Below are 15,321 nucleotides of genomic sequence, written 5' to 3' on the forward strand. Positions count from 1 at the left end.
TAGGTGATAGGGCATTCTTAATCAATGTCTGACTTTGGGAGTAGGAAATGAATTTTTTTCTGCGCTGGTGTTATGCTGTAGCAATACTTATTTTGGCAGGATGCAGCAGCAAGGATTGGCGTAAAAACGAAGTTTTTGCTATTCCATTACAACCTTCATTGCAGCAGGAAGTTATTCTGGCCCGTATGGAACAGATTCTTGCGAGTCGATCATTGACAGAAGATGAGTACGCACAGCTTTTATATGAGAGGGGTGTGCTGTATGATAGTCTCGGGCTGAGAGCTTTGGCACGGAATGATTTTTCTATTGCCTTGTCTATTCGGCCTAATATTCCAGAGATTTTTAATTATCTGGGAATTTACTTTACGCAGGCTGGCAATTTTGATGCCGCCTATGAAGCGTTTGATTCTGTATTAGAGCTTGATCCAACTTACAATTACGCGCGTCTGAACCGCGGCATCGCGTTGTATTACGGTGGCCGGTATAAGTTAGCGCAGGATGATCTGCAGGCGTTTTATCAAGACGATCCAAATGATCCCTTCCGTTCGTTGTGGTTGTACCTGGTGGAAAAAGAATTTTATCCTAAAGGAGCGATGGTAAACTTGTCGCAACACTACGAAAGAGCGAACCGGGGGCAATGGGGCTGGAATATAGTTGAATTCTATTTAGGCAAAATCAGTGAATATACATTGATGGATCGCCTGAAAGAGAATGCAACGGATAACACTTCGCTCGCTGAGCATCTCAGTGAAACTGACTTCTATTTAGGTAAACATTACCTAAGTCTGGGGGACAAGGATAGCGCATCTGCGTTATTCAAGCTGACGGTGGCTAACAACGCACATAACTTTGTTGAGCACCGCTATGCATTGTTGGAATTGGCGCTGTTAGGCCAGGAACAAGACGACCTATCAGAATCGGACCAGCAATAGCTGACGAACATTTCGAGATCGATTAGTAAAGTCCATCATCTTGACCGATGAGGGCTTGTTTGTTCGTTTAATTAAATACTTTGAGCCAGTTCACATTTTAAATGAAAATGACCGAAATTTTTTTCAATGCGTTATGTAGACTGGCCGCCATAACTAATGAGGCACCATTACATGACCACTGAGACTGAAATCTCTTTTGCTGATCTGGGTTTATCAGCACCTATTCTTTCTGCACTGGGAGATCTTGGCTATGAAAAGCCATCTCCAATCCAGCAACAATGTATTCCCCATTTACTAAATGGCCGTGATGTGTTGGGTATGGCACAGACCGGCAGCGGTAAAACGGCGGCATTCAGCTTGCCTTTACTGCATAACATCAATGCTGAGCTGAAAGCTCCGCAGATCCTTGTGCTGGCACCGACTCGTGAACTGGCGGTACAGGTAGCTGAAGCGTGCTCAGATTTTTCTAAACATATGCGTAACGTGAATGTTGTTGCTCTGTATGGTGGGCAACGTTATGACGTTCAATTACGTGCTTTGCGCCAGGGCCCACAAATTGTTGTAGGTACACCTGGGCGTCTTCTGGATCACCTGAAGCGTGGTACTTTGGATCTTTCTAACCTGAGCGGTTTGGTTTTGGATGAAGCAGACGAAATGCTGCGTATGGGCTTCATCGAAGATGTTGAAAACATCATGAGCCAGATCCCGGCAGAGCACCAAACTGCGCTGTTCTCTGCAACGATGCCGGAAGCTATCCGCCGCATCACTCGTCGTTTCATGAACGATCCTCAGGAAGTGCGTATCCAGGCGAGTGTAACTACCCGTCCTGACATCAGCCAGAGCTACTGGTCTGTTTACGGTATGCGTAAAAATGAAGCACTGGTGCGTTTCCTGGAAGCTGAAGATTTTGATGCTGCGATTATTTTCGTGCGTACCAAAAATGCAACGCTGGAAGTGGCGGAAGCACTGGAGCGTAGTGGTTACAATAGTGCGGCCCTGAACGGTGATATGAACCAGGCACTGCGTGAGCAGACACTGGAACGTCTGAAAGATGGTCGTTTGGATATTCTGATCGCAACGGATGTTGCCGCGCGCGGTTTGGATGTTGAGCGTATCAGTCTGGTTGTTAACTATGATATTCCAATGGATGCGGAATCTTATGTTCACCGTATTGGCCGTACAGGTCGTGCGGGGCGTGCTGGTCGTGCGTTGCTGTTTGTAGAAAACCGTGAACGCCGCCTGTTACGTAACGTTGAACGTACAATGAAGTTGACTATCCCTGAAGTTGAACTGCCGAATGCCGAGTTGTTGAGTCAGCGCCGTCTGGAAAAATTCGCAGCTAATGTACAGCAACAACTGGAAAGCAGCGATCTGGAGCAGTACCGTGCTCTGTTGTCCAAATTGCAACCTGCGGAAGATTTGGATATAGAAACTCTGGCAGCGGCGTTGTTGAAAATGGCACAAGGTGAGCGTCCGTTGATTCTGCCACCAGATCCGGTTCGCCGTCCTCGTCGTGAGTTCAACGAGCGTGATGATCGTCGTCGCAATAGTTTCGATGATCGTGGTGATAGGGGTGAACAACGTGGTGATCGCCCTCGCCGTGAGCGCCGTGATGTTGGCGAAATGGAACTGTACCGTATTGAAGTGGGTCGTGACGATGGTGTTGAAGTTCGTCATATCGTTGGTGCGATTGCTAACGAAGGCGATATCAGCAGCCGTTATATTGGTAACATCAAACTGTTTGCAACTCATTCAACAATTGAGCTGCCAAAAGGTATGCCAGGCGAAATATTGTCTCACTTTACCCGTACCCGTATTCTGAATAAGCCAATGAATATGCAGTTAATGGGTGATGCACAGCCATTTGAACGTCGCGAACGCCGTGGTGGCCCACGTAATGGTAATGGTAACGGTAGTGGTAATGCTCCTCGCCGTGATCGCGAGAATTTCAACGGTGGTGGTCGTCGTTTCAGCGGTGAACGCCGTAGTGGCGAAGGTCGCGGTGGTGAAAGTCGTGGTGAAGGCCAAAACCGTAGCAATTTCCGTGGCCGTAGCGATGATAATGGTTCATCTGCTCCACGCCGTCGTTATAACAACAGCAACGCGCAGTAATTGACTGATATTTAAATGATAAAACGGCTCCTTTTTACAGGAGCCGTTTTTGTTGTCAGTGCACTGCAATCTACCGAGTGTTTCAATCGCGGTGTGCTCAGTTTTCTTGGGGATTGCTTCCTTTTAGTGGTATTTGGCTTTCAGGTTGTTTATTGAATCTCATCATTCAACTGTTCTAAGTACCCTTTCATATATGATACCCGCTTGTGGGCCTCATTTTTGCCGGCTGTAGTTTGCATTGTCTCAGGGAGCCGAAAAAGCTTGGTGTAAAAATGATCCACGGTATACATTTTGTCATTTGGTTCCCTATCAACACAAAATGGATCAATTTCAGAATACAGCTGACTGTTGGATGTTATACCGACCTGAATGCACCGGGCGATACCGATTGCGCCAAGTGCGTCTAGACGGTCTGCATCCTGAACGATCCTCGCTTCTAAGGTTGTCGGTACTATATTTGCACTGAAACTGTGGGCGACAATTGCATGATGAATGTCTGAAAGGTATTTCTGGGGGTAGGCTATCTTTTCCAGAAACGTGATCGCTATATCAGCAGCAATTTGTGAACTTCTCCCTCTGTCTGGATGATTTTTGGGGAGAGCATAACAATCATGCAGGTAAGCTGCGGGTATGATTACTTTACTGTTTGCTTTCTCTTGCAGACATAATCTTTCTGACGTTTGTACTACCCTCATAATATGGTTGATGTCATGTGCAGGATCCGTATTCATTTCTTTAGAAATGAACTCTCGGAATAGCATTTCATACCTGTTTAAATGTTCCATGAAAATGACTTTTTTTAAAAAGTTGCTGGGGGCTGTTGGCATTTCATATAGATAACCATACCAGAAAAAAGCTGGGAACAATAATTTCGTTCATATACTTAACCTGAATTCTGGTTAAGCCGTCACTAACCTATCCATTTCTGAGCGGGAAATATTCAGTGACGGTTTGTTCTCTTTGAGACAATAAGCGATGAGTCCTTCCAACACATTCAACATTAATCCCTGTATACTACGGTGTCGTGAGTGCTCTATCTGTGAAATATCCTTTAACTGATCTAATTATGTTGATGCTTTTTTGGCATCGTTTTCATCACAGCAAAAACCAGGAAGGTAAAAAATGAGTGTAGCACTATTATGAAACCTTATTTATTTTTAATTTATTATCATTAAAACAAATTAAACATAAATACAAAATAGTGTCTTACACCTTCATTGCATAATATAACTCTTATCCCTTAGTATATATTTATATTTTTTCAAAAAAACAACATCATTAAATCAATAAATAATCTATTAATATATAGCATTGCCACAATCTATCTTTTATATTAATTTTCACTGCGTAAATTTTTCTGTTTCGCAAAATAATTTTAATATCATTATTAATGTATTTTACCTATGAACAGTAAATTTAATAAATACGCAAAATCAATAGCAAATTTAAAAACTATGAAGGATATATATTAATGAACTCAAATGTCTATTTATTCCTTAATGCAGATAACACCAGATATAATGAAACATTAAAAAGCGCAGACATAGCCTACCCTCAACCTATCAGTAACGATTGGCCTGATCTCCCTATCGAGTTTCAAAGACATATTGATGATGTGATTAATTTAAATGGTTATTTATATTTTTTTAAAGGCTCGCAATATGTTAAATTCGATATCGCAAAAGCTAAGGTGATTGATGGGCCGAAATTTATTGCAGATGGATGGCCCGGACTGAAAGGAACCGAATTTGAAAATGGGATAGATGCAGCTACAGAATTTACAACAAATATTGTTTGCTTCTTCAAAGGCAGTGATTGTGTCGATTACACTGTGAATTCACATACGATTAAACGGAACTCTATTTCAGCCAGATGGGGCATTACAGAGAAATACACAGAATTCAGCACCAATCTAGATGCGGCTGTACAGAGAATAAATTCTCGTATTGACCTATTCAAAGGAGGTAATTATATCCGGTTTAATCTGAAATCGAATGCTATTGATTATGGACCTGCCCCTATTTCTAATTATACCGGAGGTCCCTTCAACAAAATCCAAGCAGCAGTATCCGTTGATATCGATTTATTAGGCAGTGACCGAGGAAATAATGGAGGCTGTAGCGGAACATGTGGCACTAATGACAATGGTAAACACTGTTTCCAGTTACCTCAAAGTATTCGATTTGGTCTGATAGCTTATACTAATACAACTACCCATCAACAAACAGTAAAAGTCTATATTGACGATTTTCTGGTAGATACATTCACCGGCAAAGGAACCTATACCAAAGCTTATACATCAGGTACAGGAAAAGTCTGTATCGAGATTATCGGGGATGGCAAACCCTGTAAACTCCGTTACTCCTATAATACCCTTGATGGAAAACCGGGAACAGTAACTATTGGTGCCGAAAATGATTCCAATAATAATTACAATGACAGCGTGGTGGTATTGAATTGGCCACTGTTAAATTAGTTTAAAATATCCAGTTAATTTCACCAAAAAAATCATTAATACATTAAAGCGGTATTATATTCCGCTTTTTTATGCCATGAGAATCATTAATAAAATATATTTCCAATCATTATCCATCCCACATAAAATAAAAAACACATAAAAAGAAGTTAAAAAATACAATATAATGATTTAATTCCAACTTAATTTACATATACCTTATCTCTTAGTATATATTTTTATTTCTACAAAGATAAAAACAAATAAAACCGATCATTAAACCATTAAACCATTAAACCATAATCTTGATTATAACTAACCAGTAATATTAATCTTCAACAATACAAATCATTCTGTATCATCAAAGATATAAAGAAATTGCATAATTAAATGTGGAGTTTTCAACACTATTTGAAATTTATTTAAACCGAAAATCCAAACAATATTACATAAAATAGGCATCGTTTGGCGAAGGGCAGCACCGACGCTTAAATTACCCGATCCCGAATACCATGAAAAAATGGCGAAAATTATCGAGGCATTGTCAACGTGCTCGGAAAAACATCCGGTTTTTTATGAAGATGAAGTCGATATCGAGTTAAATCCAAAAATCGGGGCTGACTGGTATTTAAAAGGGCAACAGAAACGTATAGTGACACCGGGAAAAAACCAAAAACATTACCTTGCGGGTTGCCTGAATGTTCAAATAGGGAAAATCACCTATGTTGGCGGGTTAAATAAGAATTCTCGATTATTTATCAATGTATTGGAAGAACTTGAACGCCTGTGGAAATCCCTGCATGAAACAGTGACACAAAAAAGAACAAGCTCATCATGAAAAAACAGGTAAAAACTTTAATCATGAAAAGTAAAAAGCAGTGATTAAAGTTTTTTTAAGAGCGGGTAAAAGATTCGATGCTTTGCTGACATAGAAAGAGAAAACAGCAGGAAAAACAGGTTTTAAATTGATTAATCAGGTGGAAAAATGACAACATTAATCCAATAGCAAAAACATAAGATTATATTGAAACATTTAACAGGATTAAGCAAATTTTCAGCGAAAAAAGCACGGAAAAGTTTAAAAGCATTAAAGGTTATTAAAGAAACGAGCGTTGTTATTAATACCATTAATACATCTGTTACTCTCTGGTTTTAAACCTAAAAAAATCAAATACAGAAAAACGAGAAAACTTAATTATCAGTTTAATGTATTTAAAACGGCCCCCATAAAGAGGCCGCTTTGATCTTTAATACTAAGAAGAATCAGTTAGTTAATACTTCGACCGGATTGTTTGCACTGCGTGCGCGCCATAGTTTCAGCCATTGCATGATAGAAGAAACCATAATCACTACGCCGAGGATAACCATCACAATGGAAATAGTCCCGTTGAAGATATTGAAACCTTTTGCTGCGGAGTTGAAATAGACATTTTTCACCATCCAGTAAGCCGCGTAGTTTACCGTAACATACAGGTAAGCCAGTGGGATCAGACAGGTCAACATATACCAGCGTTTTTCAGACAAGCGCAGGATAATTGTTGCACCAATCATCAGGCCGATAGATGCCATCAGTTGATTGGATACACCAAATAGTGCCCAAACTGAATTGATATCACCGGAATTCAGCAGATAACCCCACAGTAAACAGGCAACGATACTGCAACCGATCGAACCCGGTAACCAGTCGAGGCGTTTCAGCGGCGCCCAGATATCGCCCAGAAAATCTTGCAGCAGGTAGCGGGCAACACGTGTACCAGAGTCAACCGCTGTCAGGATAAACACCGCTTCGAACATGACGACGAACTGGAAGAAATAGGATGCTAATTGGCTGAACCAAGGGATACGGGTGAAGATATCCGCCATACCCACTGCCAGCGTTACTGCACCACCGGTACGGCCATACAGATCAAGGCCAATTTCCTGACTGAGCGTTGGCAGATGGACAACATCCATACCCAGTGTGGCGAAGACTTCCGGGGCGGAGTTAATCGCGAAATAGTCAGCAGGATACAGGGATGTTGCAGCGATCAGCGCCATTACGCCAACGACACATTCTGCCAGCATTGCGCCGAAGCCAACTGGCAGAATATCACTCCACTTATCAATCTGTTTTGGTGTCGTACCCGAACCGATAAATGCGTGGAAACCAGAAATTGCACCACAAGCGATAGTGATAGAGATAAACGGCCATACCGGTCCAGCCAGCACCGGGCCATTGCCATGAATAAATTCAGTCACTGCCGGGAATTGGATCTCTGGGTTAATAAAGATCACACCCACAACCAGCGCACCGAATACACCAATTTTCATAAAGCTGGAGAGATAGCCACGTGGGGTCAGCAGCATCCAGACAGGCAGGGCGGTTGCGAAGAATGCATAGATTGGCAGTGCCATGCTGACGGTGGATGTACGCAGACTCAGCCATTCACCGAAAGCAGATTCCTGAATATAAGGGCCGATGAGCACACAGGCCATAATGGTGATAATGCCTACCCAGGTTGCTCCGCGCATATTGCCGGTAACGCGTTCCCACAGGCCGACCCCGATGGCTACCGGGATGGTCATAAATACTGCAAATGTTCCCCAAGGGTTACGTTCTAATGCGTGAACCACCACCATAGACAGACCTGCCATGGTAATCGTGATGATGAACAACATTGCAAGGCCGGTACACCAGCCTGCAACTGGGCCAAGTTCTGCTTTGGCAACTTCTGACAGCGATTTACCGCGATGTTTCATTGAGGCGAATAGAACAACAGTATCGTGTACAGCACCGCCGATGACACAGCCGATTAACAGCCATAACATACTGGGCAGATAACCGTATTGAGCGGCTAATACTGGGCCAACCAGAGGCCCTGCGGCTGCGATTGCTGCGAAGTGGCTACCGAAATTCACCCATTTTTTCGTGGGCACATAATCTTTGCCGTCTTCCAGTAAATGCGAAGGTGTCACTTCACTGTCATCAGCTTTCAATACTTTCTTAACGAAGAATACGCCGTACAAACGGTAGCAGATAACCAGGATACACAACGTCGCAATAACAAATGTGAGAGCGTGCTGCATTTCTCTTCTCCTGAGGACTATAGTTTTTTATTCCTATCTTGTCACAGTTAAATGAAGTCATAAGGGATAGTCTGAGTGAGTGGTTGTATGGCGGGTTAAGTGGTTAGATTCAGCAGGTAAGCGGTGAGTCAGAATTCACTAACCTGCTGAAAATGTGATGAATGTCACGCATTACTTCAAGCCTAATGCCTCTTTCAGCGGCTTCAAATAGCGGCGGCTGACAGGAATAGTTTGACCATTACGTAAAACCAGTTCGACTTGTCCGTTATCACCAAACAGGATTTCGCGCAGATGGGTCATATTGACCAAATATTGACGATGATTTCTCATCAGTGGTGTACGGGTTTCCAGTGTGCGAAGCGTCAGTTCAGTGAATCCTTCCTGCCCGTTGGTACACATAACATAGATTCCGCTTGGGCGGGAGGTGACATAAAGTACCTCATCCTGTTGAACCAGCCAGATCCGGCTGTGGCCTGTGCATGGGATATATTTCAGCGGCTCTTCTGCTTTCAGTATGGAAATATCCTGTTTCTGATGCCCTTGCCGCAATCGTTGTAAGGTTTTGGTCAGACGGTTTTTTTCCAGTGGTTTTAATAAATAATCAAATGCGTGCTCTTCAAACGCTTGTATTGCATATTCATCAAATGCGGTCAGGAAAACGATATAGGGGCGGTGCTCTGGATCGAGCATACCTACCATTTCTAATCCGGTGATACGTGGCATCTGGATATCCAAAAACACAACATCCGGTTTCAGGCGATGTATGGCGCCAATAGCCTCAACGGCGTTGGCGCATTCGCCAATAATTTGGATATCCCGCTCTTCTTCCAACAAACAACGCAGGTTTTCTCGCGCCAGTGGTTCGTCATCAACAATTAATATATTCATGCTCACACAGTTTTATCAGCCTCTTTATTTAATGGTAAACATAAAATTACGCGGGTAAATTGTTCTGGCTGGCAATCTATTTGCACACCATAATTTTCACCATAGCGAAGTCGCAGCCGTTTATCCACCAGACTCATTCCTAGTCCATCCCCCATAGAAACTGACTTATAAAGACCCGCATTATCTTCCACTTCCAATATCAGCGATCGATCCTGTTGATAAGCCCGGATGGTAATCCTACCGGTTTCCAGTAATTGTGATGTGCCGTGTTTGATCGCATTTTCTACTATTGGTTGGAGGGAAAAAGCAGGCAGTTTGGCGTGAAGCAGAGATTCCGGCAGTTCAATAGTTATTTGCAGGTGATCACGGAAACGGGCCTTCTCAATTTGTAAGTAAGCATTCACATGCTCTATCTCATCAGACAGAGTGACAATCTCTTCTGACCGTTTCAAGTTTTTACGGAAGAAGGTTGAGATATATTGTACTAACTGACCAGCCTGATGACTGTCCCGTCGGATCACTGCTTGCAGGGTATTTAAGGCATTAAATAAAAAGTGAGGATTCACTTGCGCGTGAAGCAGCTTAATCTCTGACTGGAGCAGTGATTGTTTGTTACGTTCATATTGTCCGGCGAGGATTTGGGCAGATAACAGGCTGGCAATACTTTCCCCCAAGGTGCGATTGATTGAGCTAAACAGACGGTTTTTGGCTTCGTAAAGTTTAATTGCTCCGATAACTTGCTGATTTTCTCCTCGTAGTGGAATGACCAGGGTGGAGCCTAGTTTGCAAGCTGGATTGATTGAACAACGGTAAGGTATTTCATTGCCATCGGCATAAACCACTTCATTATTTTCAATCGCCCGGCGGGAGTGTTCTGAAGAAATAGGTGTTCCAGGAAGGTGATGATCTGAACCGATACCGATAAACGCCAGCAGTTTTTCCCGGTCTGTAATGGCGACGGCTCCAATTTCCAGTTGCTGATAAATAACTTTTGCTACCCGCATACTGTTATTTTCATTGAATCCTTTTCGCAAAATACCCTCAGTATAGACAGCGATTTTCAGTGCCTGAGCAGAAAATGCACTGGTATATTTTTCAAATATGGCACGCCGGTCAAGCAAGATACGCATGAACATGGCTGAACCAATACTATTGGTGACAATCATCGGGGAGGCGATATTTTTTACCAACGCTAATGCTTCACTGTATGGGCGGGCAAGTAGCAGTAAAATGCCCATCTGTATCATTTCAGCACAAAACGTGACGATAGCGGCTGTCCAGGGATTAATCAGCCGGTTTATTTGACCCCGTTTCATCAGATAGCTGTGAATAATGCCACCGATTAAACCTTCAACAATGGTCGATATCATACAACTGAAAGCGGTCATCCCGCCCAGAGAATAGCGGTGCAGCCCTCCGGTTAAGCCAACCAAAGCACCGACGCCTGGTCCGCCCAGAAGTCCGCCAAGTACAGCGCCAATAGCACGGGTATTGGCAATGGAATCACCGATATGCAGACCAAAATAAGTCCCCATAATGCAGAAAATGGAGAAAATGACATAGCACAGCAATTTATGAGGTAAACGCACTGTAACTTGTAACAGTGGAATAAACAGCGGTGTCTTACTTAGCAGCCAGGCGATCACCAAATAGACGCACATCTGCTGTAGTAATAACAACACAAGGTTAAATTCGTACATGGGTTTTCCGGCAGGATGGTGAATGTTGTTAGTTTACAGAAATAGCTAAATAAGATTATCAAAAGTTTATTTCAAGTAGTTCAATATTTGACAAGAATCATAAACCACTACACTATTATAAAAACTTATTCTTTCCGCCAGTGATTATACGCACAAATATATAAGAAATTTTCTATAGAATAATGTGAAGATGTTATTAGTTTCAGGTTGAGCAATTTTGGGTGTGTAAGACATAATGAAAAAAAGAACACTTTTTACGATCTTACTGGTTATCTTGCTCACAGCAATGGCTGTGTTATTTCGTTCTCATAACCAATATTTATTGTTGCAAGGTGAAGTTGATGCGCCGGAAGTGATTGTGACATCTAAAGCCAAAGGCCGGGTGATCGCGCGCCACGTCGAACGGGGAGATGATGTCAAAACCGGTCAGCTGCTGATCACACTTGAAAGCCCTGAATTACTGGCTCAAGTTGCCTCATTGGAAGCTGTCCGTGATCAGGCTAAAGCCCAGTTAGAGCAATCTCTGCATGGTACGCGTGAAGAAAGTATCCGGAATCTGGAAGCGGGTTTGGCACAGGCTCAGGCTGAATATGATAATGCGGTACGTGAATATAACCGTATTCAGAACATCGCGTCTAAAGGCTATGTTTCGCGAAATGAACTGGATAACGCCCGCAGAAGTAGGGATGTTTCCTATCAAAAAATGCAGGGAGCGAAAGCCGCGTTAGATGAAGGTATGCATGGTGACCGGATTGAGCTACGCCAGAAATATGCGGCGGCTCTGCGTCAGGCTGAACAGCAACTCATTGAGTTACAAACCCAGAAAGAGGATTTGCAGGTTAAAGCGCCAGTTGAGGGTGAAGTTGGGCCGATTCCGGCAGAAGTGGGTGAATTATTTAATGCCAACAGCCCGCTGGTGACATTAGTTCGTGTCTCGGAAGCCTATTTTATTTATAACTTGCGGGAAGATATTCTGGCGAAAGTGCGCAAAGGGGATAAAGTCAAACTCCGTGTTCCTGCGCTGGGTGATAAGGAGATCGAAGCAGAAATACGTTATATCGCTCCGATGGGAGATTACGCAACCAAACGCGCGACTCGTGCAACCGGTGATTTTGACCTAAGAACCTTTGAAGTTCGTTTGTTCCCCTTACAGCCGGTTGAAGGTTTACGCCCTGGTATGAGCGCTTTGTGGCGTTGGGATAAATAGGTGACTTGCTGATGAGGGGCAAGGTTGCATGGCGTGGGTTTGAACGCGCTTTTAGTCAAGAGATTCGGGCTACGATCCGCAGTCCGGTTTTTCACTGGCTAAGTTGGTTATTCCCTTTGATGCTGTTTGTGCTAATCAGCGCTAACTTTTCAGAAGGGACGTTGCTCAATCTGCCGGTATCGGTAGTGGATAATGATCATAGCCCGTTGTCACGTAGTCTGATCCGTAATCTGGATGGCGCTTCGCATGCGCAGATTAAATCCTACGATGGTGGATTGCATGAATCTCTTGAACGGCTTGGCAACGCTAAGGATTACTCTCTACTTTATATCCCGAATGATTTTGAGGCTGATGCTCTCCGGGGGTACCAGCCAACAGTTCGTATGTATTACAACGCATTGTTTTATGGTGCCGGGAGTTATTCTATTCAGGATTTCAGTGGAGTAATGGCGGAGATCAATGTGAAATACCGTTCCGTATTGGCAACGGAGATGGGGCGCCAGTTACCTCCGTTAGCCAATGTCACACTCGCTTATGACAGTCTGTTCAACGCCAGTGGTAGCTACATCTATTATCAGCAGTTTGCGGCTACTATCCATTTGTTACAGCTTTTTGTTGTGACTTGCACGATTTACAGTATGTCCCGCAGCAATACGCTGATGGCAATGAAACCGTTTACCTTCGCCCTGTTGGGAAAACTGGCGCCTTATACCCTGTTTTTTACTCTGTTGTTGATTGTGGAATTGGCGGCGCTGATTGGGGTATTTGATGCAAAAGTGAATGGCAATCCAATATATATGGTGGTAGTAGGTTTCTTCTATGTGATTGCTGCTCAAAGTATTGGCCTGTTGCTATTTACTTTCACCAATAGCGCATTGACAGCTTATAGCCTTATCGGGGTGCTGGTAAGTATTGCGATGACCTTTTCAGGTATGTCAGTACCCGAATTATCAATGATATTACCGGCGAGGATAATTGCCAATCTTGAGCCTTTGACTCATGCCTTGAATGCGATGTTTGATATTTTTCTGCGTGAGGTTTCTTTGCTGGGTATTTTATCTGTTTGTGCTTCGTTACTGACTTATCCGGTCGTTTGTTCCCTGCTGGTGCGTAACCGGTTATTGAAACGGCTTAGTCTGCCACAAGGTGGTGAATGATGCAGATGTATTGGCAGACTTTTCGCCGGGTGTTAATGGGAATGCTGGAAAAACCCATGTGGATGTTGATGCTGGCTTCCTTGTGTCTGATGAGTTTAGTGTATGTCCGGCCAACCGTATGGGATCTGCCCGTTGCCGTGATCGATCGGGATCACAGCTTCGCCAGTCGTGCTCTGATACGTCAGCTTAATTCCACGGCTAAAATTGCTGTCCACAGCTATGACAATCTGGCTGATGCCCGTCACGATCTGCTGTTACGTGAAATTTTTGCGATTATTATCATACCGGCGGATCTGGAGAAAAATATCCTTAATGGAAAAAATATCACCTTCCCGATTTATGGAGATGCAACGAGCCGTCTTGCCAATGGACAGATTCAGCAAGAGTTGGCCTCTGCCCACCGGCAATTGTTGAGTGAATATAACAGCAAATTACTACTAAAATATGGTTTCAGTCCTGAACAGGTAAAGTTATTACTGATGCCAATTCGTAGTGAAACTGTTGGGTTGTTTAACCCAGGTGTTAGCTTTGCTGCAATTACCTTTCCTGGTTTGTTGGTGATGTTGTTGCAACACTCTTTGCTGATATCTTGTGTGCGGGTCAGTATTACGATGCGCAGTACGCCGAAAGGTAAACCACCATTACCCGTCTATTTAGGGGCATTATCGGCGTTATTACCCATCTGGCTTTTCCTCTCCATCATATTTTTTGTTCTTTGGCCGTGGGTATTGGGATACCGTCAGGAAGCGTCTATTCCTCTGTTATTAATGCTGACTTTCCTGTTTATGTTGTCGGTGTTTGGATTAGGGAAGCTGGTGACAGAATGCATGCGCAGTGTGGAAATGATCTATCTGACGCTCGCCCTTAGTACAACGCCTGTGTTTTATATTTCCGGCACAATCTGGCCGGTACAGGCGATGCCTGATTGGGTAAGGGCAATCTCTTCCGCCTTACCATCCACTTGGGCGACAAAAGCGATTGCAGGTGTTAACCAGATGGGGCTGCCATTACAGAATGTATTAGGAGATATCGCCATGATGCTGATCCTTGGCGTGGTTTATACGCTGCTGGGGATTTTGATCGGGAGGGTGCGTAATGGTGAATTCAGGCAAATGACCTATTATTTGCGCAGGATGTTTAAGTGATGGTTTATACTTCCTTTGTAATCTGATTCAATTCCATTGAAATATCGCTTAGTTACGCTTTGTCTATGGTTTCCTTTTCATTGGATTTTGATGTCATACATCCCAGATTTTTATAAATGCTTCACCATTAACTCCTTGATTCAATATTATTTCTTGGGCAGGTTGATTCCAAAAATTAAGATTATTATACCAAGGTAACCAATTCTCTTTAAGGTTCTTTTCGCAGGTAGAACATGAAATGATAAGCTGAACTTTTCGTATATTCTTGTTACTTGAAGGAGTCTGATTTTTGAGTTTATCGCGATCCTTAGTAAGCTTTTTTAACCATTTATTCTTTGTATAAGTGTGTATTAACCCTACCTCGATAAATATTTGTTCGTTATCTTTTTCACAGAGGATATCGCCTTGTATTCTAGTGTTTTTGTTATGAAAATATCTGTTATAGGTTGGTCTAGGATATATTTTGAAGTCTTTCTTCTCAAATGCAGTAAATATTTCCCAATTAATCCACTCTTCGAACAAATATCCAGTTTGTGCAAAATTCATGATTTGTTTTAATTTAAGAGAGAAATGGTTGGATAGAATGGTATAGATATTTTCTACTTTTATGCTCATGTAATTTTTTATTTATTAATTCAGCCTGATAGATAAAATCTAGA

Annotated in this window: 12 protein-coding genes and 2 pseudogenes; 8 read left to right on the forward strand and 6 right to left on the reverse strand. The window is 42.8% G+C overall.

Annotated elements, in window-relative coordinates; genetic code table 11:
* Positions 1-47: 47 nt before the first annotated feature.
* The 3 genes from nlpI to LGZ99_RS05270 all read left to right on the forward strand — a co-directional run bounded on the left by nlpI (position 48) and on the right by LGZ99_RS05270 (position 3,044).
* Positions 48-932, forward strand: a complete 885-nt coding sequence (gene nlpI / locus LGZ99_RS05265) for a lipoprotein NlpI (protein WP_021323312.1) — start codon at positions 48-50, stop codon at positions 930-932.
* 107 nt (positions 933-1,039) lie between these two features.
* Positions 1,040-1,114, forward strand: coding sequence for a protein YrbN (gene yrbN, locus LGZ99_RS24785; protein ID WP_350305794.1), 75 nt, complete (start codon positions 1,040-1,042; stop codon positions 1,112-1,114).
* On the forward strand, positions 1,104-3,044 hold the full coding sequence (locus LGZ99_RS05270; RefSeq protein ID WP_262978905.1) for a DEAD/DEAH family ATP-dependent RNA helicase: 1,941 nt from the start codon (positions 1,104-1,106) through the stop codon (positions 3,042-3,044). The genes yrbN and LGZ99_RS05270 overlap by 11 nt, the downstream gene beginning before the upstream one ends.
* 149 nt (positions 3,045-3,193) lie before the next feature.
* Here LGZ99_RS05270 and LGZ99_RS05275 read toward each other — a convergent pair whose 3' ends face one another.
* Both LGZ99_RS05275 and LGZ99_RS05280 read right to left on the reverse strand, forming a co-directional pair.
* Positions 3,194-3,775: an HD domain-containing protein gene (locus LGZ99_RS05275; RefSeq protein WP_262978906.1), complete on the reverse strand. Its 582-nt coding sequence runs from the start codon at positions 3,773-3,775 to the stop codon at positions 3,194-3,196.
* A gap of 168 nt (positions 3,776-3,943) precedes the next feature.
* Positions 3,944-4,105: pseudogene (locus LGZ99_RS05280) on the reverse strand (IS982 family transposase); the annotation flags it as partial.
* Positions 4,106-4,515: 410 nt separating this feature from the next.
* Here LGZ99_RS05280 and LGZ99_RS05285 point away from each other — a divergent pair.
* A complete protein-coding gene (locus tag LGZ99_RS05285) occupies positions 4,516-5,520 on the forward strand; it encodes a fucose-binding lectin II (RefSeq protein ID WP_262978907.1) in 1,005 nt (334 codons plus the stop codon).
* Positions 5,521-5,944: 424 nt separating this feature from the next.
* A pseudogene (locus LGZ99_RS05290) lies at positions 5,945-6,292 on the forward strand (IS630 family transposase); the annotation flags it as partial.
* 470 nt (positions 6,293-6,762) lie between these two features.
* Here the strand turns inward: LGZ99_RS05290 and LGZ99_RS05295 are convergent.
* The 3 genes from LGZ99_RS05295 to LGZ99_RS05305 all read right to left on the reverse strand — a co-directional run bounded on the left by LGZ99_RS05295 (position 6,763) and on the right by LGZ99_RS05305 (position 11,153).
* Positions 6,763-8,565: a carbon starvation CstA family protein gene (locus LGZ99_RS05295; RefSeq protein WP_021323317.1), complete on the reverse strand. Its 1,803-nt coding sequence runs from the start codon at positions 8,563-8,565 to the stop codon at positions 6,763-6,765.
* 171 nt (positions 8,566-8,736) lie between these two features.
* Positions 8,737-9,453 carry a two-component system response regulator BtsR gene (btsR, locus tag LGZ99_RS05300; RefSeq protein ID WP_023045003.1) on the reverse strand — a complete coding sequence of 239 codons (717 nt, stop codon included), beginning with the start codon at positions 9,451-9,453 and terminating at the stop codon, positions 8,737-8,739.
* 2 nt (positions 9,454-9,455) lie between these two features.
* Positions 9,456-11,153: a sensor histidine kinase gene (locus LGZ99_RS05305; RefSeq protein ID WP_023045004.1), complete on the reverse strand. Its 1,698-nt coding sequence runs from the start codon at positions 11,151-11,153 to the stop codon at positions 9,456-9,458.
* A 235-nt stretch (positions 11,154-11,388) separates the two neighbouring features.
* On the opposite strand from LGZ99_RS05305, the gene LGZ99_RS05310 reads away from it, so the two are divergent.
* The 3 genes from LGZ99_RS05310 to LGZ99_RS05320 are packed head-to-tail and all read left to right on the forward strand — an operon-like array spanning position 11,389 to position 14,662.
* Positions 11,389-12,360, forward strand: coding sequence for an HlyD family secretion protein (locus tag LGZ99_RS05310; RefSeq protein WP_262978908.1), 972 nt, complete (start codon positions 11,389-11,391; stop codon positions 12,358-12,360).
* 11 nt (positions 12,361-12,371) lie between these two features.
* Positions 12,372-13,517, forward strand: coding sequence for an ABC transporter permease (locus LGZ99_RS05315; RefSeq protein ID WP_036836744.1), 1,146 nt, complete (start codon positions 12,372-12,374; stop codon positions 13,515-13,517).
* Complete coding sequence (locus LGZ99_RS05320) at positions 13,517-14,662, forward strand: ABC transporter permease (protein WP_262978913.1); 1,146 nt, start codon at positions 13,517-13,519, stop codon at positions 14,660-14,662. Before LGZ99_RS05315 ends, LGZ99_RS05320 begins: the two co-directional genes overlap by 1 nt.
* A gap of 93 nt (positions 14,663-14,755) precedes the next feature.
* On the opposite strand, the gene LGZ99_RS05325 is transcribed toward LGZ99_RS05320, so the two are convergent.
* Positions 14,756-15,277 carry a hypothetical protein gene (locus tag LGZ99_RS05325; protein ID WP_262978909.1) on the reverse strand — a complete coding sequence of 174 codons (522 nt, stop codon included), beginning with the start codon at positions 15,275-15,277 and terminating at the stop codon, positions 14,756-14,758.
* Positions 15,278-15,321: the final 44 nt, after the last annotated feature.

The organism is Photorhabdus temperata (genome assembly GCF_025384845.1).
GTDB classification, from domain to species: Bacteria; Pseudomonadota; Gammaproteobacteria; order Enterobacterales; family Enterobacteriaceae; genus Photorhabdus; species Photorhabdus temperata.

What these genes read in the sequence shown, in the direction of transcription:
- nlpI (WP_021323312.1), top strand. Translation starts at nt 48, where the DNA reads ATGAATTTTTTTCTGCGCTGGTGTTATGCTGTAGCAATACTTATTTTG.
- LGZ99_RS05270 (WP_262978905.1), top strand. Translation starts at nt 1,104, where the DNA reads ATGACCACTGAGACTGAAATCTCTTTTGCTGATCTGGGTTTATCAGCA.
- LGZ99_RS05275 (WP_262978906.1), bottom strand. Translation starts at nt 3,775, where the DNA reads ATGAATACGGATCCTGCACATGACATCAACCATATTATGAGGGTAGTA.
- LGZ99_RS05285 (WP_262978907.1), top strand. Translation starts at nt 4,516, where the DNA reads ATGAACTCAAATGTCTATTTATTCCTTAATGCAGATAACACCAGATAT.
- LGZ99_RS05295 (WP_021323317.1), bottom strand. Translation starts at nt 8,565, where the DNA reads ATGCAGCACGCTCTCACATTTGTTATTGCGACGTTGTGTATCCTGGTT.
- btsR (WP_023045003.1), bottom strand. Translation starts at nt 9,453, where the DNA reads ATGAATATATTAATTGTTGATGACGAACCACTGGCGCGAGAAAACCTG.
- LGZ99_RS05305 (WP_023045004.1), bottom strand. Translation starts at nt 11,153, where the DNA reads ATGTACGAATTTAACCTTGTGTTGTTATTACTACAGCAGATGTGCGTC.
- LGZ99_RS05310 (WP_262978908.1), top strand. Translation starts at nt 11,389, where the DNA reads ATGAAAAAAAGAACACTTTTTACGATCTTACTGGTTATCTTGCTCACA.
- LGZ99_RS05315 (WP_036836744.1), top strand. Translation starts at nt 12,372, where the DNA reads ATGAGGGGCAAGGTTGCATGGCGTGGGTTTGAACGCGCTTTTAGTCAA.
- LGZ99_RS05320 (WP_262978913.1), top strand. Translation starts at nt 13,517, where the DNA reads ATGCAGATGTATTGGCAGACTTTTCGCCGGGTGTTAATGGGAATGCTG.
- LGZ99_RS05325 (WP_262978909.1), bottom strand. Translation starts at nt 15,277, where the DNA reads ATGAGCATAAAAGTAGAAAATATCTATACCATTCTATCCAACCATTTC.